The sequence below is a fragment of the Imperialibacter sp. genome (genome assembly GCF_040222815.1).
Taxonomy (GTDB): Bacteria; Bacteroidota; Bacteroidia; order Cytophagales; family Cyclobacteriaceae; genus Imperialibacter.
On sequence record NZ_JAVKCH010000019.1, the window covers coordinates 89,532 to 110,787 of the forward strand.

Below are 21,256 nucleotides of genomic sequence, written 5' to 3' on the forward strand. Positions count from 1 at the left end.
TCATTTAGTGAAAGGCATCTTCAAAGTGGGTTATTTCGGCACTGCGCTGCAAGTCGACGGAAATAATATCGAACCTAATGTTGCCCTCCCAGTTAACTTCTTCCATATACGCCTGGGCTGTTTCTATTAGTTTGTCAGCTTTTTTTTGAGTTACAGCTTCCTCCGGATAGCCAAATTTTCCATTGGATCGGGTTTTCACTTCAACAAATATCAGGGTGGCCGAAAGTTTTGCGATTATGTCAATTTCACCCCGACCGGCCCTGTAGTTTTTTGCAATTATTTCATAACCTGCTTTTCGCAAATGGTCTGTGGCAATTATTTCTCCTTTTTTCCCTACGCTTTGGTTATGTGACTTGGCAGGCATTTATATATTTGCGGATTAGATTCGATAAACGTGATACAACTAAAATTATATCCTTTAAAGTTTAAAACCATCTTCAAAGACAAAATTTGGGGTGGACAGAAAATTAAGACCATACTTGGCAAAGACTTTGGCAAGTTGCCCAATTGCGGAGAAACCTGGGAAATCTCAGGCGTTGAGGGCAATATCTCCGAGGTAGCAGAGGGACATTTGGAGGGCATGAACCTCAAGGAGCTGATCCAGAAGTTTGAGGCTGCGCTGGTTGGTGAAAAAATCTATGAGAAGTTTGGCGACGAATTTCCTTTGCTGGTGAAGTTTATCGATGCCAATGATGATCTCAGCATACAGGTGCACCCAAATGATGAACTGGCCAAGGCTCGTCACAATGGCCACGGTAAGACGGAGATGTGGTATATTTTCCAGGCCGACCATGGCTCGCAACTCATCACTGGCTTCAACCGCAAAATGTCTAAGGAAAAATTCCTGGACTACTTCGAAAGAGGCCGCATAATGGACGTATTGAACTACGAAAAGGTATTCAACGACGATGTGTTTTATCTGCCAGCGGGCCGGGTGCACACCATTGGCAAGGGGTTGTTACTGGCCGAGATTCAGCAAACATCTGACACCACCTACCGCATTTACGATTTTGACAGAGTAGATGACAAAGGCAACAAGCGAGAGCTGCATGTGGATGAGTCGCTGGATGCGATTGATTACACCTACCATGAGCATTACAAGACAATGTATCAGAACAAGTTGAATGAGCCTGTGAAGCTTGTGAAGAGCCCATATTTCATCACAAATAAGCTAGAGTGCACCAAAGATATTGAGCGTGACTATCACTACCTCGACTCGTTTATTATTTACGTATGCATGAGCGGTGAGCTGAACATAGCTTATGATGGTGGAAGCATAGAAGTGAAAATGGGAGACTGTGTGCTGCTACCTGCTGAATTGAAGAAAGTAACGCTTGAAACTACTTCGGGATTCAAAATGTTGGAATCCTATATCAGCTAAAAATGCAGGCTACAGCTGCCATCAAAAACACTAGTACACAAGTTATCTCTCTTGGTTTGATTGACTACCAGGAAGCGTGGGACTACCAGGAGAAGCTATTTGCAGAGACTGTGACGCTGAAGATTAAAAACAGGGATGCGCCTGTTGAACTTCAGAAACCCACTCCCAACTATCTTTTGTTCTGCCAACACCCACACGTGTTTACGCTGGGGAAAAGCGGAAAAGCAGCGAATCTGTTGGTAAATGATGACGAACTCAAACAAATAGACGCTAACTATTACAAGATCAACAGAGGCGGCGACATTACGTACCATGGCCCTGGCCAGCTGGTGGTGTATCCAATAGTCGACCTCGATAATTTTTTTACTGACATCCACAAATACCTTCGACTACTAGAAGAGGCTGTAATAATGACCTTAGCCGAATACGGGGTGAAGGCCGGAAGAATTGCCGGGCTTACAGGCGTATGGCTTGACTGTGAGGAACAGAAGGACCCACGAAAGATCTGTGCCCTTGGAGTGAAGTCAAGCAGGTGGGTCACCATGCATGGGCTGGCGTTCAATGTGAATACCAATCTCGATTATTTCAAGCACATCGTGCCATGTGGGATAGATGATAAGGCGGTGACTTCCCTACAGCAAGAGCTTGGGATTGAAGTGAGTATGGAAGAGGTACAACAGAGGCTTTTGAAGAACATTGCTTCTCTATTTGAAATGAACCTCGTCACTGCATGAAAAAAGACATTCCCTTTTTACCTGTAAAAGATGTTACCCTGGCTGTGGTTAAAAAGCCGACAGTCGACGAAGAAGCAGAATGGGTGGTGTACCTCATTAACAGAAATAATCGGCCTTTGGAAAATGTGATGGTTACCTCCAAGGGGTATGGCGAACTAGATGGCGAGAAGCAAAAGACTTCTACACTTCGGCACATGTTCCCACTAGTTGACGGAGGAGGAGCGATGCAGGTAGAGTCCATCCATCCCCAGGTTTTTGGCCTTAACAATGAATACTGGGTCAGTTTTTTTATTGGCAACCAGGTGTATGACAAGAAATATATTTTTGTCCCTGATACCATTTTAGAAGATAATTTGAGCTATATCGAAGAGATAGGGCTTGAAGGTGTCTTGCATCCGTAAATATTTTTCTATTTTAATAGAAAAAATATTGTGGCATGGCAGACAGCACTCCAAAGAAGATCCTTTTTATAGACATTGAAACCGTAGCAGGAAGCCAGAAATTTGACGAACTCGACCCAATTTGGCAAAAACTCTGGAGCAAAAAGGCTGTTAGCCTCTCAGGGGGAAATGATGAGGTCGATGCGGCTGAAATGTATGAAAACCGGGCAGCAATTTACTCTGAGTTTGGAAAGGTAATCGTTATTGGGCTGGGTTACTTTGCTTTCAATGAGGATAAAAGTGTGGAGTTGAGGGTGACATCGTTGAGCAACGACGATGAACATCAGTTGCTTACAAGCTTCCAAAAGCTGATGGAGCAAAAGTTTAATCAGGGCTACTTCCTCTGTGCCCACAACGGAAAGGAATTTGACTACCCCTATCTATGCAGAAGAATGACTATTCACGGAATCCCGTTGCCCGATATTCTACGACTTGAAGGCAAGAAACCATGGGAGGTGCCACACCTTGACACCATGGAAATGTGGAAGTACGGAGACAGAAAGAGCTTTACCTCCTTGCAACTTCTCACAGCTGTTTTGGGAATTCCATCTCCAAAGGATGATATTGATGGAAGCATGGTAAATGAAGTTTACTATGGCACCGGAGACATTGACAGAATTGCCCGCTACTGTAAAAACGATGTAGTAGCTACTGCCCAGGTTTTCCTTCGGCTGCATCAGCAACCGACTATTCCGAAGGATAAAATATTGTTTGTAGACGTTAACGAATGACTGCCGATCCACTTAGCCTGCTGAAAATTTCCGAACTCACTATTCGCTTTGGCCAGCAAAATTTGCTTGAGAATGTTTCACTGTCCCTGGCGCACGGCGAATCGCTAGGCATACTGGGGGAAAGTGGGGCAGGAAAGTCGTTGCTGGCACATAGCGTCCTACATTTGCTCGACGAAGGGCTTCACTCCTCTGGCTGCATCGGTTGGGAGGGTCAACCGCTCAAAGACCAAATCGCCAAACTGAGAGGCCATTCCATCGCTTACATTCCCCAGTCGCCACTGGATGCGAGTTTTCCGGTAACTACTCTCCTCAGACAATGGCAGGATCAGTGCCAGGCTTTGGGAATCAAGTTTCAAATGGAAGAAGCGTACGCATTGGTTCAAAAGACAGGCATTGATGATCCGGGGAGGTTGCTGGGCAGTCTTCCCCACCAACTGTCGGGAGGGCAGTTGCAGCGTATTCTTATCGCTATGGCTATGATGGCCAAACCGAGCCTTATTATAGCCGACGAGCCTACAACGGCACTCGATACAGTGAACCAGGCGGCCATTTTGAAGCTCCTCAAAGATTTTTGCAAAAAGGAAAAGGCAGCGCTCATATTTATTACCCATGACTTGTCGATTGTGGCACCCATGTGCGACAAACTGATGGTGCTAAACACTGGAAGAGTGGTTGAGTATGGGCTCACCAAAGAAATAATGAACCAGCCCAGGGCAACCTACACCAGCAGTTTAATTCAAGCGCATAAGCGGCTATTGTCACGAAAGGAAAGACCTGAGAAGCATTCCGACAGGGGTGTACCTGTTTTAACTGTGCGGAACCTGGATTTTATCTACCAGCCAACTGGATTTTTCTGGAGCAGAAATAGGGCGGTTAAAGCAGTTCAGTCTGTTTCGCTGGAGCTCTACCAGGGAGCGATAAGTGGGTTGGCGGGTATTTCCGGGTCTGGGAAAACAACATTAATGCGGACGCTGGCAGGTATGTACCCAACTCACTACGATAAGTTGCACTACCAGGGCAAGCCTGTCGACAGCCTGACTGCTGAAGAGCTGGTAGCTTTCCGAAGAGCCGTTCAGGTGATTTATCAGAACCCTTCAAGCGCTTTCGACCCCCGTCAAAACGTTGAGCAAATACTCAATGAAGCCATCGCTGAAAACCAGAATGAAACTAAAATCACCATAAATGAATTATTAGACTGGGTGAAGCTGCCGACTGGTCTTTTGAAAAGCAATACCAGGCAGCTTTCTGGTGGTGAAAAACAACGTTTGGCTATTGCCAGGTCACTTGCGTTGCAACCGAAGATTTTGCTTTGCGACGAGCCCACCTCCTCGTTGGATCAATCCATTCAGGCTGAAATTCTCGATCTTTTCCTTTACTTGAAAAAAGAGCGTAACTTGGGCGTTCTGCTGGTATCGCACAATCTTGCAGCTCTCCGCCACACGTGCGATTACCTGACAGTGATGGCAAACGGTGAAATAAAAGAAGCGGGAGAGATTGAAAATGTGTTGGCAAACCCAACATCAGACTACACCCAACAGTTAATTGATGCAGAACCTGCATTGACCCATAATTTTTTGTAAGAAAACTCCTACATGAGTAAAAAGAATAATAAGAAGAGAAAAAACAGCGGAGAATCACCAGGAAGAAAGACAATATCTGCAGGACAGATCAAAGAATCAGTTCTACATCTGTTCAGGCAACAATCGGGCAAGCCCTGGTCTATCAGGCAAATGATTCAAACGCTCGGTGTTCGTGATAAGAAATCTAAAAACCTTGTTTCTGAAGTTGCCTTTCGTTTGGAAGACGAAGGGATTATAAGCCGAAATAGAGACGGCCGGTTCGTTAGCCAGCAAATGCCATCGGCGTTGGTGGGCGTTGTTGACCATGTTAACTCACGGTTTGCCTACATTATTTGCGCCGAACTTGATGATGATGTGTATGTGAAAACGGATGATCTTGAGTTTGCCGTTGATGGTGATACGGTGAAATTCGAGCTTTCGGGCAAGTTCCATGGCAAGAAACATAGAGAAGGCCGGGTAACAGAAATTGTCCAGCGTAAAAAGGATGAGTTCGTTGGCAAGCTTCAGCTATCCAAGAGGTTTGCCTTTGTTATTCCTGATAACAGAAAGATTCATAACGATATTTTTGTTTACCCAGAGCATATCAATAACGCAACGACCAATGACAAGGTCATTGTAAAAATAGACCGATGGCACGATAGAACTAACAAGAGCCCGGTAGGCAAAGTGGTGCGGGTATTGGGCAAAGCAGGTGAAAATGAAGCCGAGATTCACTCAATTATGGCTGAGTTTGACCTGCCGTTTACATTCCCCGAGGAGGTAATTTCGGAGTCAGATAAAATTTCGGAGACTATTCCTGAGAAGGAAATAGCAGCCAGAAAGGACTTCAGAGGCGTAACCACATTCACCATCGACCCGGAGGACGCCAAAGACTTTGATGATGCACTCTCCATCAAGTTTCTTGAAAATGGAAACTATGAAATTGGTGTGCACATTGCTGACGTCACACATTATGTGAAGGAAGAAACCATTCTTGAAAAAGAAGCCTACACCCGAGCAACGTCTGTTTATCTGGTCGACCGCACCGTGCCAATGCTCCCTGAGAAGCTCTCGAATGCACTTTGTTCACTCCGCCCCAATGAAGACAAGCTGACATTCTCAGCAGTTTTTGAGATGGAGAACAGCGGCAAAATTGTCAATGAGTGGTTTGGCAGAACGGTGATCCATTCCGACCGACGCTTTAGCTACGAAGAGGCCCAGGCGGTTATCGAAGCCGGTGTTGGCGATTATTGCAAAGAGCTGAAAATTTTCAACGACCTGGCCAAGCTGTTAAAAAACAAGCGGTATAAAAATGGTGCGATCAACTTCGAAACCATTGAAGTAAAGTTCAAGCTGGACGAACAAGGCAAACCCCTGGGTATTGTGCCCAAAATAAGAAAGGATGCACACAAGCTCATTGAGGAGTTCATGCTGCTGGCCAATAAGAGAGTCGCCGAATTCATATTCGGACAAAAAACTGAGAGCGGAAGAAAGACATTTGTGTATCGTACACACGATTCGCCTAACGAGGAGAAGCTTCACAACTTCACGTTGTTCGCCAAGAAGTTTGGACATAAGATCGACCTGACAGATGAAAACCTTTCGTCAACGCTTAACAAACTGATAGACGAGATTGAAGGAAAACCAGAACAAAATGTGCTGACATCTCTTGCCATCAGAAGTATGGCCAAAGCCAAGTATACGACTGCCGCCAATGGGCACTTTGGTCTGGCTTTCCCACACTATTCCCACTTCACCTCGCCTATCAGGCGCTACCCCGACATGATGGTCCACCGCTTGCTGGCCCACTACCTGAAAGGCGGTAAGTCAGTTGAGCAAGACAAATACGAGCCCATGTGTGTTCACAGCTCCGACATGGAAAAAAGAGCTGCGGATGCCGAGAGAGCGTCCATTAAATACAAGCAGGTGGAGTTCATGTCAATGGCGGCCGACAAAGTGTTTGATGGCATTGTGGCTGGCGTTACTGAGTGGGGCATTTACGTGGAAATCATAGAAACCAAGTGTGAGGGCATGGTGAGACTAGCCGACCTGAACGACGATTTTTATGAATTTGATGAACAAAATTACCGGATCATTGGTCGTAACAATAAGCGGATGATCACGCTGGGCGACGAGGTAAAAGTGAAGGTCACCAATACAGACATTGATCGCCGCACAATCGATTTGGAATTTGCTAACGAAAAATGACAGAGCTGCTGCGTCAGTACACAGAACTCCTCAACAAGGAACTGACCAAATTTGAATTTGGTAAACACCCCAGAGAATTATACGAGCCGATCAGGTACATCATGGATTTGGGCGGCAAGAGAATGCGGCCGATTCTTGCCCTTCTCGCTTACAAGCTTTTCAGAGACGATGTAGAGTCAATCCTTCGCCCTGCTTTGGCTGTTGAGGTTTTTCACAACTTTACGCTCATGCATGACGACATCATGGACAATGCGCCGTTGCGGAGAGGCCAGGCCACAGTGCATGAGAAATGGAATAGCAATGTAGCCATCCTTTCGGGAGATACGATGCTGGTAAAGGCCTATGACCTGTTGCTGGAGGTGCCGGGCGAAAAACTGCCAGGGATTATTCGTTCTTTTAATCAATGTGCCGTTGAGGTGTGTGAGGGCCAGCAAATCGACATGAATTTTGAAAAGATGGACGCCGTGACCGAGGCTGATTACATCGAAATGATTCGGCTCAAAACGGCTGTACTTCTGGGCTTTAGCCTCGAGTTAGGTGCGGTACTAGGCAACGCCAGTGCCCATGACGCTCAACTTTTGAAGAGCTTTGGTGAGAACATAGGCATCGGGTTTCAACTGAAGGACGACCTGTTGGATGTGTATGGCGATCAGGCGAAGTTCGGAAAACAGGTGGGTGGAGATATTATTGCCAACAAAAAAACGTTTTTGCTGATACAGGCCCTTCGGACGTCTACAGGAGATGACAAACGCCAGCTCGAAAATTGGCTGATGATCAAGGACTTTGATACGAACGAGAAGGTGGAGGCGGTCAGGGGAATATATGATCGAAATGGGATTAGGGAGCTGACGGATCAAAAAATGAATGATTATTTTGATCTTGCGTTGAAGCAGCTTTCCGACCTTTCTTTGCCAGATAGCAAAAAGCAAACGATGAAAGATTTCGCTGACTACCTTATCGCCCGAGAGAACTAAAAATTTATATTTCAAAATTGCCATCTTCCTGAACTATGAGCCCCACACTGATTATCCTGGTTGTTACAGTCGTTATTTCAATCATGGGGTTGAACAACCCAAATTTACTTTACAAGCTCACCATGAGTCCCTATGCCATTAGGGAGAAGAAAGAGTATTGGCGATTTCTGACGTCTGGCTTTGTGCACAACAGCTGGATGCACCTGGGCTTCAACATGTTCACCTTCTTTTTCTTTGGGCAGGCAGCTGAGCAGATTATTGGCTATTACTCGGGGGGAAGCAGCATTCAGTTCATGGTGTTTTATTTGGTAGCGATCGGCTTGTCGGATGTGCCGAGCTACTTCAAAAATAGAAATAGCATTCACTATCAATCACTGGGTGCCTCAGGGGGTGTGACTGCGGTAGTTTTTTGCAGCATTCTATTCAATCCTTTGAACAAAATCTACCTTTTTGGCTTGATTGGGTTGCCCGGCTTTATTTTGGGGGTTCTTTATCTGATCTACACGATCAATCAGTCACGGCAAATGAGCGATAATATCAATCACATGGCGCATTTGACAGGAGCTATTGTGGGCATCGTTTACAGCATTTTTATTCACCCTGGTGTGGTGGGCGAATTCTTCGAGAAAGTGGCGAGCTACAAATTATTTGGGTGAGCTAGTTGGTTCCGTTGGGGTCGGGGTCAAGCAGAGAGTCGGCATTTTTGTTCTTGGTGCTAGCAGCAAATAAGAAAGCCAGGCCAACTACTGCAACCGCCGGCACGACAAGGAAGAGCACGTTTTGGCCTACACCACTATTTTTAGTTTGTTTGCCGAAGATACCTTTTTGGGAAAGCCTCTCACCGAGATTTTGGTGTCCCCCCATTCTTTTCTTCTTCTCTTTGTGTCTTTTTTTCTTTCTATTTCCAGGGCCAAAAAGCCCCAAACCTTCCTCTTCCAGCTTTTCAGCCATTTCGGTTTCCATTGCAAGTCCATTTTCCGACAACGGGCTTGTTTCAAAAGTCCTGGAGACTTGTGCGTGCATTTGGCTGGCAACACTAGCGGAAAGATGCAGTGGCATACAGAAAAGCAGAAGATAGGCGCACCCTACAAAAGAAAATTTGCGCATCGAGCTAAATGGTTTGGTGCAAATTAACGATAAAAACGGAACTGTTGTATAAGTTAATCAATTTTAGCTTCTAAAAAATGTACAGTTTAATATTGGGAAAGTTATGAATGATAGACAACAAGCCATTATTTAAACCGGCGCCATATACCGAGTAGAGCTCTAGAATAACGAAAGCCCTGTCGATTACTCAACAGGGCTTCAATTTCAAATTTCTATTCTAATTACTTCACTGGCTCAACAGATACAAATGATCTGTCTTTGTAGCCTTTCTTGAAGTTAACAGTGCCTTCCACTAGTGCAAACAGGGTGTGGTCTTTGCCCAAACCTACATTTTCACCTGGGTGATGAGTAGTACCCCTCTGGCGAACAAGAATATTTCCTGCTTTTGCCAACTGGCCACCAAATATCTTTACGCCTAGTCTTTTGCTATGCGATTCACGGCCGTTTCTGGAACTACCTGCGCCTTTCTTGTGTGCCATGGTTTTTTCTTATTTAATGTTCTCGATTAAAACCTTTGTAAACTGCTGACGGTGACCGTTCTTCTTCTTGTAGCTCTTACGACGCTTCTTTTTGAAGACAATCACTTTGTCACCTTTAACGTGTCCAAGGATTTTACCTGACACTTTTACTCCTTTTACGGTAGGAGTACCAACCGCTACTTTGCCGTCATTGTCGACAAGTAGTACATTTTCAAATTCGACGGAAGCGCCTTCTTCGCCAGCCATTTTAGGGGCATAAACGAATTGGTCTTTTGTTACTTTGAACTGCTTTCCGGCGATGTCTACGATAGCGTACATATCCGTTGTTCTTAAAACTTTTGTTGTAAAAAGGACTGCAAAGGTATAACTATAATATATATTTTACAAGCGTCCTGTCAAGAGACACTACCCATTGTTGATGCTAAAATAATTTAACTTTTTTTCGACTGCGAATACAGCGAAAATGAAATGAAGTAGAAGTTTCGATATAAAGTCATAAGCTTTTAGTTTTCAGTATGTTATGAATGTTTTTGCACTATTTTAATAACGTAACTTTGTGTGCCAAACCACTTTTGATTTTTTCAACCGTTTTCACATATTTGTACTGCTTGTTTTTTGAGGGGGTTTCACTCTCATCAGGCCAATCCAGTCGGGCCTTTCGTTTTTAAATACATTATAGCACTATTCCAAGATATCACCTGCTCAGTATGGAATGGTGGCTCTAAGTCATTGTATTTAACGAGACCGGCGTACAGAAGGAAGAAAGTAAGACCAGGAGAAATAAGATTTTGAATTAGTAACAAGTAGTTAATATGTCGACAAAAGCAATTGAGGAGCCAATACTGAAGGAAGACAATAGCAGGTTCGTTCTATTCCCCATCAAGCACCACGATATCTGGGAGTTTTATAAAAAAGCGGAAGCGAGTTTTTGGACAGCGGAAGAAATTGACCTTAGCCATGACCTAAAGGACTGGGCCAATATGAACGAAGGGGAGCAGCACTTTATTAAACACGTCCTTGCTTTCTTTGCTGCCAGCGATGGTATAGTGAATGAGAACCTTGCTGAGAATTTTGTTTCGGAAGTGCAGTACACTGAAGCAAAGTTTTTCTACGGCTTTCAAATTGCGATTGAAAACATTCACTCCGAGACATATTCATTGTTGATTGACACCTATGTAAGAGATGCTAAAGAGAAGGATCTTCTTTTTAATGCAATCGATACCATGGATTGTGTGAAGAAAAAAGCAGACTGGGCGCTTCGCTGGATCGATGAGGGATCGTTTCAGGAAAGGCTTGTGGCTTTTGCTGCTGTTGAGGGCATTTTCTTTTCGGGAAGTTTCTGCTCAATCTTCTGGTTAAAAAAGCGTGGTTTGATGCCAGGCCTTAGCTTCTCTAATGAACTAATTTCCAGAGACGAAGGATTGCACTGTGATTTTGCTTGTTTGCTTTATAACAACCATGTAAAGAACAAACTGCCGGTTGAAACACTCCAGAAAATCATATCGGATGCTGTAGAGATTGAAAAAGAGTTTGTTACCGACGCACTTCCTGTGAAGCTTATTGGCATGAATTCAGACCTGATGTGCCAGTACATAGAGTTTGTAGCTGACAGATTGCTGGATGAGCTTCATTGTCCTAAATTGTATAATTCAACCAACCCATTCGACTTCATGGAAATGATCTCGCTTCAGGGAAAAACCAACTTTTTTGAGAAGAGAGTCGCTGAATACCAGAAAGCGGGCGTTATGAACAATAATGACAAGGACTCTCACAAGTTCTCACTAGACGAAGAATTTTAATCACCACCACCAATACCTGATAAACCATAGATATGTTAGTAATTAAGAGAGATGGTCACAGAGAGTCAGTGAAATTTGACAAAATCACTGCCAGAATCGAGAAACTCTGCTACGCACTCAATGCAGATTATATTAGCCCTGTTGAAGTTGCCATGAAGGTAATTAACGGTCTATATGATGGGGTGTCGACCCAGCAGCTAGACAACCTTGCTGCTGAAACGGCAGCGAGCATGGCAACCAAGCACCCGGACTACGCCATTCTGGCTGCCCGTATTGCTGTGAGCAACCTGCACAAGGTTACCAGCAAGTCGTTCTCCAATACAATGAAGAGACTCTACACCTACGTAGATCCTAAAACTGGCGAAAACGCCCCTTTGATTTCAAAGGAAGCATGGAAGGTCATAAAGGAGAACGCAGCTCATCTTGATTCTTCTATTATATATGACCGTGACTTTGGTTATGACTACTTCGGCTTTAAAACGCTGGAGCGCTCATACTTGATCAGACTTGACGGACAAGTGGTGGAACGTCCGCAGCATATGTTGATGAGAGTGGCAGTGGGTATTCACATGGATGACATCGATTCTGTGATTGAAACCTATAATCTGCTGTCAGAAAAATGGTTTACTCATGCGACGCCTACATTGTTTAATGCAGGAACGCCCAAGCCGCAGCTTTCGTCTTGTTTCCTTCTTCAAATGAAGGACGACAGCATCGACGGTATTTATGATACTTTAAAGCAATGTGCCAAGATTTCTCAGTCTGCTGGTGGTATCGGACTGAGCATTCACAATGTTAGAGCAACGGGTTCTTATATCAGGGGAACCAACGGTGTTTCTAACGGCATCATTCCAATGCTTCGCAATTTTGATATGACGGCTCGTTATGTTGACCAGGGTGGTGGAAAGCGCAAAGGAAGCTTTGCTATTTACATAGAGCCATGGCACGCCGATATTTTCGATTTTCTTCAGTTGAAGAAAAACCATGGTAAGGAAGAGCTCCGTGCCCGTGACCTGTTTTATGCACTTTGGATTCCAGACCTTTTCATGAAAAGGGTAGAGTCGAACAGTGAGTGGTCTTTGCTGGATCCTAATGAGTGCCCGGGCCTTTCCGATTGTTGGGGAGAGGAGTTTGAGCGACTTTACGAAAAGTATGAGAAGGAAGGCAAAGGTCGTCGTTCTGTGAAAGCGCAGGAGCTTTGGTTCGAAATACTAGAAGCACAAATTGAGACCGGTGTTCCTTATATGCTTTTCAAAGATGCGGCCAACAGAAAGTCGAACCAGAAAAACCTTGGCACTATCAAGTCATCTAACTTATGTACAGAGATCATCGAGTACACTGCGCCAGATGAGGTAGCAGTTTGTAACCTTGCCTCTTTATCGCTGCCTAAATATGTGAGTGAGGACGGCACGTTCGACCATCAGAAACTATATGAGATCACGAAAGTAGCCACCAAAAACCTTAACAAGGTGATTGATGTAAACTACTATCCGGTGCCTGAAGCCCGTAAGTCAAATATGCGTCACCGCCCTATCGGGCTTGGTGTGCAGGGGCTGGCCGATGCATTTATTTTGATGCGCTACCCATTTGAGTCGCCTGAAGCTAAGCAGCTAAACAAAGACATATTTGAGACGATGTACTTTGCTGCCATGGAAGCCTCTATGGAAATAGCCAAAGTGGAAGGGCCTTATGAAACGTTCAAAGGATCGCCTACCTCAAAAGGTATTTTCCAATTCGATATGTGGGGCGTTACGCCAGATAGTGGCCGCTGGGATTGGGAAAAACTGAAGCAGGATGTTAAGAAAAATGGTGTGCGTAACTCTCTATTGGTTGCCCCTATGCCAACTGCTTCTACCTCACAGATTCTTGGCAACAACGAATGTTTCGAACCATACACGTCTAACATCTACACCCGTCGGGTATTGTCAGGAGAGTTCATTGTGGTGAACAAGCATTTGCTGAAAGACCTGATTAAGCTAAACCTATGGAGCGAAGACATGAAGAATCAACTCATGGGTGCCAACGGCTCAATCCAAAACATTCCTGGGATTCCAGATGACATCAAAGAGCTATACAAAACGGTTTGGGAGATTTCTCAGAAAACTATTCTGGAAATGGCTGGAGATCGTGGCCCATATATCTGCCAGAGCCAAAGCCTCAACATCCACATGTTGAACCCTAACTTTGGTAAACTTACTTCTATGCACTTCACAGCATGGAAGCTAGGGTTGAAGACTGGTATGTACTACCTGAGAACCAAGGCAGCCACTGACGCTATTAAGTTCACGGTGGAAAAGCAAAAAAATAAAGTTCCTACTGCCGCAGAGCTTGAGGAGATGGATGCGAAGAACCAGGCCGACATGTCGTGCTCGCTCGACGATCCGGAGTCTTGCGAATCTTGCAGCGGATGATGAAATGATTATTAATTCTGCCTTTTAAATACACCCCTTCTCAGCAATGAGAAGGGGTTATTTTTGCACCTTCTTTAAGGAAAAGTCAAGCACCGCAGAATTCCTCGATTCCTTCTTTGATCCTCTTAAAAATCTCGTCCCGGATCTCATCATTTTCTTCTAGTAAAGTCATGCGGAAGCCCATCAGATCAGAGCAAAAAGAAGAAATAGGAACCAGACAAACCTGCTTTGCCGCCAGCAGATAGTAGACAAACCTTTTGTCCATTTCCATTGGCCCATTATTGCTTTCAAACCAGCTGTCCAGCAACTGTTTCACTTTGGCGTCTTTGATCGGCATTGTCTGGCCTGGTTTCAAAGCGTCGGGCTTGAAGATCATAGTGTTATAGAAGGCCCCGTTGGTTTCGTTGAAGGTGATATAAGGATTGTCTTTGAACGTCTTTGACAGAAAGGCACTTCTTTCACCAATCCGTTTGTTGGTTGCCTTAATGAAATCCGGGTACCGGCTGTCAGACATGATTCTTGGAATAGCCCTTTGAGGAAGCTTGGTAGAACTCACCTCTATCATCTTGGCATTGTCGATGGTCTGGCAAAGTCTGGCAAACTCAACATCCTTGTCACGGTTGTAATACTCAGCCCATCCGCATCGGGCACCCGGCCATGGAAACTCTTTGGAAATCCCTTTTAAGGACATGCCCGGCACATCACCGATGACTTCTGCAAGAGAGCAGGTATCGGCATTGTTGTAAATGATGTTCATGTAAATTTCATCACATACAATGAAGAGGTTAAACTCTTTGGCGATGGCCACCATTCTTTCCAAAATAGGCTTTGGGTATACCATACCCGTTGGGTTATCGGGATTGATAATCAGGATACCCACAATATTCGGATTGTACTTTACTTTATTATAAAGGTCATCCAAATCAGGGTACCAGGAGTTTTCAGGATCCAGTTTATAGGTCAGTGGGTGATTGTTTGCATGTGATGCCTCAGCTGAAGAATGAGTAGAGTAGGCTGGCGACGGCCCTATGACCCTGGCAGAAGGAATCAGGTATTGATAGATCTTTGCAATAGCATCTCCCAGTCCGTTGAAGAATGTTATGTCGTCGGCTGTGATTTGAGCACCACCTTTTTTGTTGTTTCGATCTGCCAAAAACTCACGGGTGTGCAATACTCCTTTCGAATGACTGTATCCGAACGTCTCATCTTCGAAGAGGAGTCCTGAAATGATTTCTTTCATCCAATCAGGAAGCCTGCGGTTCTTCTGGATAGGGTCGCCAATATTTTCCCATAGGATGTTGTAGCCAAGCTTTTCCAGCTGTTCCGCCTTTCTAACAATGCCTCTTATTTCATAGGAAAGTTCATTGGCCCCTTCACGTAGTAACTTCTGTCGCATATCAACAATAGGATGTTGGGACTTCTCCCAATAGGTGTCTGAAAAATGTGCTTAAGTCGGGCTAATGAAAGCACAAAGAAAAAAGCTTAGATGCTTCTTTAAAAGAAGTCTAAGCTTTTTAAATCTTTGGCAGAAAACGGCTACTTCTTTGCCCCAGCGATAATTTGCTCCACTACCTCCGGATTAAGTAGTGTAGAGATATCTCCCAAATTAGAAACATCGCCTTCCGCAGCTTTTCTAAGTATCCGTCTCATAATCTTTCCAGACCTTGTTTTTGGCAGGCCTGGCACAATCTGAATCTTATCAGGCTTTGCAATCGGACCAATGATCTTGCTTACTGTTTCACGAATTTCGTTGATCAGGTTCTCTTCCGTTCTGTTCGACATGTCGGCAATCACGAAGGCATAAATGCCCTGGCCTTTTATGTCATGTGGATAGCCCACCACAGCAGACTCTACCACAAGAGGGTGCTCGTTGATAGCATTTTCCACTTCTGCTGTTCCCATTCTGTGCCCCGATACATTGATGACATCATCTACCCTGCCCAGGATGCGGTAGTAGCCATCTTCGTCTCTTTTTACGCCGTCGCCGGTGAAATAAAGGCCGGGGTAAGTACCGAAGTATGTTTGTCTGCACCTTTCATGGTCGCCATAGGTGGTGCGGAGCATGCCAGGCCACGGGAATTTAATGCATAGATTGCCTTGAACACTTTTGCCAGTCAGCTCTTTGCCATCAGGGTCAACGATGATGGGCTGAATACCTGGAAGTGGCAAGGTAGCGTAAGAAGGCTTGGTGGGTGTAACGCCCGGAATCGGCGAAATCATGATGCCACCCGTTTCGGTTTGCCACCAGGTGTCTACCAGCGGACATTGGTTTTTGCCCACATGGTCGTGATACCAATGCCAGGCCTCTTCGTTGATGGGCTCGCCCACGGAACCAATCACTTTAAGCGAATCAAGCTTATAGGGGGCCAGGGGCTCCAACCCATAAGCCTGTAGCGCTCTGATGGCCGTAGGGGCGGTGTAGAACTGGTTCACATGGTATTTGTCGATTATTTCCCAGAAGCGGCCCGGATGCGGGTACGTAGGCACGCCTTCAAACATCAGTGTGGTGGCTCCTGCCAAGAGCGGGCCGTACACGATGTAAGAGTGTCCGGTGATCCAACCAACGTCCGCAGTACACCAGTATATATCACCAGCGCTGTATTGAAATACGTTCTGGAAGGTATATTGCGAATAGACCATGTAGCCACCGCAGGTATGCACCACGCCCTTTGGTTTGCCTGTAGATCCACTGGTGTAAAGAATGAATAGCAGGTCTTCCGCATCCATTTCTTCTGCTTTGTTTTCTTTTGAAACGCCTTCAATAGCCTCATGCCACCAAAGGTCTCTTCCAGGCTTCATCGTGACATCTGATCCCGTTCTTTTGAAAACGATAACCTTTTCAATAGTCGTTGTTTTCTCTATGGCTTCGTCTACCACACCTTTTACGTCGATGGCCTTGTTGCCACGGAAATTGCCGTCAGAGGTCAGTACCATTTTTGCCTGGCAGTCGTTGATCCTGTCAGCAAGAGAGGTGGAGCTAAAGCCCGCAAAAACCACTGAATGCACGGCGCCGATTCTGGCGCATGCCATCATGGCAACAGCTGCCTCAGGCACCATAGGCATATAGATAATGACCCTGTCGCCCTTTTTCACACCATTCTTTTTCATGGTGTTTGCAAACTGGCAGGTCATTTCGTACAACTCCCGAAGTGTAATAATTCTATTCTTTTCTTTCGGATCGCTTGGCTCCCATATAATGGCAGGGTGGTCGCCCAGCGTGAAAAGATGTCTTTCAAAAATATTTTCAGTAATGTTCAGCTTTCCATTGCGGAACCATTTGATGGTGGGTTTGTGAAAATCCCACTCCACCACCTTGTCCCATTTTTTTCGCCAGTAAAAGTTTTCTGCAATTCTTGACCAGAAGGCCTCCGGCTCATTCACGCTCTTTTGGTATTCGTGAATATACCCACTGAGGGTTTGTATTTTATCCGTCATCTCAATTCCCTTTCTGTATGGTATGTGTTATAAACGTCTGTCGGTTCAAGTTACCCAAAAGAAGAAACGTTCACAACCGCAACGCTCCAAATGGATGGGGAAATTGTTGGCGCACACATTAGCTATGTGTAGCGCCGCTGGCGCCTCTCGGGTAACGTATACTTTCTACCATTTCTTGCACTTCCTCTGGCGGTGCTGGCGTGAACCTCGAGACTATTAGCGAAACAGCAAAGTTGACGAACATACCAGCCGTGCCAAATCCTTCCGGCGAAATACCAAACCACCAGTCAGCTGAGGTGGTAGGCCCGCCTATCCAGCCCAGTTTGTACCTCATCATGTAGAACAATGTGATGCCGAGTCCGGCGACCATGCCTGCAATGGCCCCTTCCTTGTTCATTCGTTTGTAGAAAATGCCCATGATGATGGCAGGGAAAAAGGAAGCGGCCGCCAAGCCGAAAGCGAGGGCCACAACTGCAGCGACAAAGCCGGGCGGATTGATGCCGAAGTAGCCAGCGACTATCACTGCCAACACTGCAGCGCCCCGGGCAAACCAAAGCTGGTTCTTGTCGGAGAGATCGGGGGCAATTTGTTTTTTGATGAGGTCGTGAGCGATGGATGTGGAGATTACGAGTAACAAACCTGCTGCGGTTGATAGTGCAGCAGCCAGCCCACCTGCTGCTACCAGAGCGATCACCCAGTTGGGAAGCTTGGCGATTTCAGGGTTGGCGAGCACCATAATATCAGGGTCAATGGTCAGCTCGTTCGTGCCCGCATCTGCAACATAGTTAACGATGCCGTCATTGTTCTTATCATCAAATTTGATTAGGCCCGTAGTTTCCCAATTGGCAAACCACTCCGGCAGACTGGAATATTCTTTGTTTTGAACTGTGGTGATCAGGTTTGTTCTGGCAAACGCTGCTATGGCAGGAGCCGTCGTATAAAGAATAGCTATAAAGATAAGTGCATAGCCAGCAGAAATTCTGGCGTCCTTTACTCTTGGAACGGTGAAGAACCTTACGATCACATGAGGAAGCCCAGCAGTGCCGACCATGAGAGCGGCCGTTATAAATGTCAGGTCAATCATGGTCTTTTTGCCGGTTGTGTAGGCAGCAAAGCCTAATTCCTGATGGAGGCCGTCTAGTTTGTCCAGCAAGTAGGTGCCGTCAGAAAGTTCGCTGCCGAAGCCCAGCTGCGGGATGGGGTTTCCTGTCATGATCAGGGAAATGAAAATGGCAGGCACCATGTAGGCAAAAATCAGTACGCAATATTGAGCCACCTGGGTATAGGTAATGCCCTTCATGCCTCCCAACACAGCATATATCAAGACTATGCACATGCCGATGATAACACCTGTGTTGATGTCGACCTCCAGAAAACGGGCGAAGACGATGCCCACACCTCTCATTTGGCCTGCTACGTAGGTAAACGAAACGAAAAGGGCGCAGATAACAGCGACAGTTCTGGCAAGGTTGGAGTAGTACCTGTCGCCGATAAAATCAGGCACCGTAAATTTCCCGAATTTCCTAAGGTAGGGAGCGAGCAATAAGGCAAGTAGCACGTAACCGCCTGTCCAGCCCATGAGGTAAACAGTGCCATCGTAGCCCATGAACGAAACCAGTCCGGCCATAGAAATGAAAGAGGCAGCTGACATCCAGTCGGCGGCAGTGGCCATGCCATTGGCCAGCGGTGAAACGCCCCCTCCGGCTACGTAGAATTCTTTGGTGCTGCCGGCCCTCGACCAAATGGCGATACCGATGTAAATAGCGAAAGTGAAGCCTACGATAATGTAGGTCCAGGTTTGTACATCCATTGTTTAAGTAGGTTTAAGCGGGTTATTTTTCGTCAACGTCATACTTCTTGTCCAGCTTGTTCATCCAGCGAACATATAAAAAGATGAGTACGACAAATATGTAGATGGAGCCCTGTTGGGCAAACCAAAAGCCGAGTTTGAAGCCACCTAGTCTGACGGTGTTAAGGGTGTCGACAAAGAAAATCCCGAAGCCAAACGAAGAAAGGAACCAAATGATGAGAAGTATGGATAGATAGCGAAGGTTTCTCTGCCAGTATTGTTTGTGCCATTTGTCTTCCATCAGCGAACTTGTTTAGTGTGTTAAGCTTGAGTCGAGCGCCTTGTTGGCCACTCGAAACAGTAAGGTACTAAAACAAGTGAAATAATGTAATGGAGATGGGTATTAGTGGCTGCTTTTGTTGCAAGAGACTGGGTTGAGCGCTACTCCTCATTCCCCTTGTCCATCAGCAGCTTCCGCAACTCAATGGTGCTTACTATGTCTTCGTCGGCACCCCGGTTGCGCTTGATTTGATCAATGTACTGCTTTTCCTTTTCCTGCAGGGCGGTGACTAGTTCATACTCATTGGCATATTCCACGAAGGCTGTGTCGGGCGACCAGAACTTGATGAAGTCGTCAACTTCGGTGGTTAGCAGAGAGGTGTTGGTAGTTACATACCTCGGACTTAGGCGATTTTTTACAAAATACTCGTAGCGGGCCACCTGGTATTCTTGCTTCCTTATTTTATCCAGTTTTTTCAGTTGCTGATACTCGCTATTGAATTGAGCTGCTAATAAAGTTAATGCACCACTGAAACCCACTGACACACCCGCTCCGCCCGGACTCATGCTTAGACCGGGTTTGTAGTAGCCAGGCTCCAGCTCTTTTTCTTTGAACTTGTCATAAGGAATGCGCTCATGGTCATAGAATCCTTCCATGGGCATTTTGCCATAAATGGTGATGCCTTGCAACTCCACAGGATCCTGCGACATATAAATAACATGCTCTATTTTTCGGCTGGCAGGAATGTCAGTAAAAAGGAAAAAGCGTGTGGCATACCCAATGGACGATATAACGAGAGTATCGCCTCTTTGAAGCTGGATGATGAATTTGCCTTTCTCGTCAGACACCCTGAACCTTTTGTAATCCATCGAATAGGCATGGGCAAACGGCACCGGCACTGTGTCATTTTTATCGAGCAGCGTGCCTTCTACAACAAAAGTATCGTTGAAAATGCCCTGAGACCAGGCAAACGAGTTGCCCCCCAGCAGGAAAATGATCAGTATGAGATGCTTTTTAATCAACCTTTTCTTAAATGAGCCTCAAAGATAATTAAACTCTTGGGCATTGATGTGTATTCAAGACCAGCCTTTTCAACTATTGGTTGTACTACATCAGCGCTTCTGATATCATGGCAACGATGCCACCAATAATGATGGTCAAATTTTTCTTCCACCCATGATGGTGTTTGGGGCTGCTTTCAAAGAAGATGGTGGTGGAAATATGAAGGAAGTTGCCGCTCACAATCGCAAATAAAGCCACCGACCCAGACTCGGAAAGTATAAGCTGGTCTTTGAGAATATTGCTGACAATCAAACCCAATGGAGATGCAAGGGCAAACAGAACTAGTAACAATATGGCCTTTTTGCTTTTACCCATGAAGTAGCCCAGAACCGACATAAGGGCAAAAGCAGCAGGAATCTTGTGCAAAAGAATGCCAACCAGCAAGGTCCAGGGCTCGTGTTCTCCATGTATTACTCCCGGGTGAGCCAGAACAGTTCCTTCCAAAAAGGCATGTACGCAAAGAGCGACCGTAATAGAATAGGGAGCTAATCCCGATTGGTTTTCCGGCGAGTGATCGTGGCTATGGCCATGCTCGACTCCAGTGGTGAAAAACTCCAGAAAATGCTGCATGAGAAAGCCCGCCAACACCAGCATGCCGATATGTTTTCCATCCGTGGACGACTGCATAATCTCAGGCAGAATGTGTATGATGGTGATGGAAAAGAGGTACGAACCTGCGAAGACCAATGCAAGCTTATAGCTGGCGCCTGCAGGTTTTGAAAAGTACTGGGAGGCAAGCCCGCCGGCCAGTGTTAAAACGAACAGAGAGATAATACTAATAACCATTGTGAGCAGGTAAGCTAAAAATGAAGGACTTATGGGTTTCCGTTAGACACATTTGCCAGCAAAAATTTTGTCAGGTATCGT

At 45.6% G+C, this 21,256-nt stretch carries 20 protein-coding genes; 10 read left to right on the top strand and 10 right to left on the bottom strand.

The features are described from left to right. Positions 1 to 4 precede the first annotated feature (4 nt). The gene (locus RIF36_RS08115) at positions 5 to 364 is read right to left on the bottom strand and encodes a YraN family protein (protein ID WP_350124520.1); all 360 of its coding nucleotides are present in this window, start codon (positions 362 to 364) and stop codon (positions 5 to 7) included. A gap of 33 nt (positions 365 to 397) precedes the next feature. Between RIF36_RS08115 and RIF36_RS08120 the strand changes: the two genes are divergently transcribed. The 8 genes from RIF36_RS08120 to RIF36_RS08155 are packed head-to-tail and all read left to right on the top strand — an operon-like array spanning position 398 to position 8,683. Continuing rightward, positions 398 to 1,381 carry a type I phosphomannose isomerase catalytic subunit gene (locus tag RIF36_RS08120; protein ID WP_350124709.1) on the top strand — a complete coding sequence of 328 codons (984 nt, stop codon included), beginning with the start codon at positions 398 to 400 and terminating at the stop codon, positions 1,379 to 1,381. A 2-nt stretch (positions 1,382 to 1,383) separates the two neighbouring features. Further along, on the top strand, positions 1,384 to 2,115 hold the full coding sequence (gene lipB / locus RIF36_RS08125) for a lipoyl(octanoyl) transferase LipB (protein WP_350124517.1): 732 nt from the start codon (positions 1,384 to 1,386) through the stop codon (positions 2,113 to 2,115). Beyond that, positions 2,112 to 2,516, top strand: a complete 405-nt coding sequence (locus tag RIF36_RS08130) for a hypothetical protein (protein WP_350124514.1) — start codon at positions 2,112 to 2,114, stop codon at positions 2,514 to 2,516. Before lipB ends, RIF36_RS08130 begins: the two co-directional genes overlap by 4 nt. A 35-nt stretch (positions 2,517 to 2,551) precedes the next feature. Beyond that, positions 2,552 to 3,286 (top strand): 3'-5' exonuclease, encoded by a 735-nt coding sequence (locus RIF36_RS08135; RefSeq protein WP_350073234.1) that lies wholly within the window; start codon positions 2,552 to 2,554, stop codon positions 3,284 to 3,286. Then, a complete protein-coding gene (locus RIF36_RS08140; protein WP_350124511.1) occupies positions 3,283 to 4,866 on the top strand; it encodes an ABC transporter ATP-binding protein in 1,584 nt (527 codons plus the stop codon). The genes RIF36_RS08135 and RIF36_RS08140 overlap by 4 nt, the downstream gene beginning before the upstream one ends. A 12-nt stretch (positions 4,867 to 4,878) precedes the next feature. Then, a complete protein-coding gene (rnr, locus tag RIF36_RS08145) occupies positions 4,879 to 7,053 on the top strand; it encodes a ribonuclease R (RefSeq protein WP_350073238.1) in 2,175 nt (724 codons plus the stop codon). After that, the gene (locus RIF36_RS08150; RefSeq protein ID WP_350124508.1) at positions 7,050 to 8,027 is read left to right on the top strand and encodes a polyprenyl synthetase family protein; all 978 of its coding nucleotides are present in this window, start codon (positions 7,050 to 7,052) and stop codon (positions 8,025 to 8,027) included. The genes rnr and RIF36_RS08150 overlap by 4 nt, the downstream gene beginning before the upstream one ends. A 35-nt stretch (positions 8,028 to 8,062) precedes the next feature. Further along, a complete protein-coding gene (locus tag RIF36_RS08155; RefSeq protein ID WP_350124505.1) occupies positions 8,063 to 8,683 on the top strand; it encodes a rhomboid family intramembrane serine protease in 621 nt (206 codons plus the stop codon). Between the two features lies 1 nt (position 8,684). On the opposite strand, the gene RIF36_RS08160 is transcribed toward RIF36_RS08155, so the two are convergent. The 3 genes from RIF36_RS08160 to rplU form a co-directional block, all read right to left on the bottom strand. Continuing rightward, entirely contained in the window at positions 8,685 to 9,134 is a 450-nt protein-coding gene (locus RIF36_RS08160; protein ID WP_350124502.1) for a hypothetical protein, read from the bottom strand. A 221-nt stretch (positions 9,135 to 9,355) separates the two neighbouring features. After that, positions 9,356 to 9,613 (bottom strand): 50S ribosomal protein L27, encoded by a 258-nt coding sequence (gene rpmA, locus RIF36_RS08165; RefSeq protein WP_151997593.1) that lies wholly within the window; start codon positions 9,611 to 9,613, stop codon positions 9,356 to 9,358. A gap of 9 nt (positions 9,614 to 9,622) precedes the next feature. Then, positions 9,623 to 9,931, bottom strand: a complete 309-nt coding sequence (gene rplU / locus RIF36_RS08170; protein ID WP_151997592.1) for a 50S ribosomal protein L21 — start codon at positions 9,929 to 9,931, stop codon at positions 9,623 to 9,625. A 494-nt stretch (positions 9,932 to 10,425) separates the two neighbouring features. Between rplU and RIF36_RS08175 the strand changes: the two genes are divergently transcribed. Both RIF36_RS08175 and RIF36_RS08180 read left to right on the top strand, forming a co-directional pair. Beyond that, a complete protein-coding gene (locus tag RIF36_RS08175) occupies positions 10,426 to 11,412 on the top strand; it encodes a ribonucleoside-diphosphate reductase small subunit (RefSeq protein WP_350073247.1) in 987 nt (328 codons plus the stop codon). 32 nt (positions 11,413 to 11,444) lie between these two features. Then, a complete protein-coding gene (locus RIF36_RS08180) occupies positions 11,445 to 13,823 on the top strand; it encodes a ribonucleoside-diphosphate reductase subunit alpha (RefSeq protein WP_350124499.1) in 2,379 nt (792 codons plus the stop codon). 85 nt (positions 13,824 to 13,908) lie between these two features. Here the strand turns inward: RIF36_RS08180 and RIF36_RS08185 are convergent, their stop codons facing one another. The 6 genes from RIF36_RS08185 to RIF36_RS08210 form a co-directional block, all read right to left on the bottom strand. Further along, a complete protein-coding gene (locus tag RIF36_RS08185) occupies positions 13,909 to 15,219 on the bottom strand; it encodes a pyridoxal phosphate-dependent aminotransferase (RefSeq protein WP_350124496.1) in 1,311 nt (436 codons plus the stop codon). A 140-nt stretch (positions 15,220 to 15,359) separates the two neighbouring features. After that, a complete protein-coding gene (gene acs / locus RIF36_RS08190; RefSeq protein ID WP_350124493.1) occupies positions 15,360 to 17,258 on the bottom strand; it encodes an acetate--CoA ligase in 1,899 nt (632 codons plus the stop codon). 118 nt (positions 17,259 to 17,376) lie between these two features. Then, positions 17,377 to 19,068, bottom strand: coding sequence for a sodium:solute symporter family protein (locus tag RIF36_RS08195; protein WP_350124490.1), 1,692 nt, complete (start codon positions 19,066 to 19,068; stop codon positions 17,377 to 17,379). A gap of 22 nt (positions 19,069 to 19,090) precedes the next feature. Then, positions 19,091 to 19,348, bottom strand: coding sequence for a DUF4212 domain-containing protein (locus RIF36_RS08200; RefSeq protein ID WP_151997586.1), 258 nt, complete (start codon positions 19,346 to 19,348; stop codon positions 19,091 to 19,093). A 140-nt stretch (positions 19,349 to 19,488) separates the two neighbouring features. Then, positions 19,489 to 20,349 carry a peptidase associated/transthyretin-like domain-containing protein gene (locus tag RIF36_RS08205; RefSeq protein WP_350124487.1) on the bottom strand — a complete coding sequence of 287 codons (861 nt, stop codon included), beginning with the start codon at positions 20,347 to 20,349 and terminating at the stop codon, positions 19,489 to 19,491. An 85-nt stretch (positions 20,350 to 20,434) separates the two neighbouring features. After that, on the bottom strand, positions 20,435 to 21,175 hold the full coding sequence (locus RIF36_RS08210) for a ZIP family metal transporter (protein WP_350124484.1): 741 nt from the start codon (positions 21,173 to 21,175) through the stop codon (positions 20,435 to 20,437). Between the last annotated feature and the right edge of the window lie 81 nt (positions 21,176 to 21,256).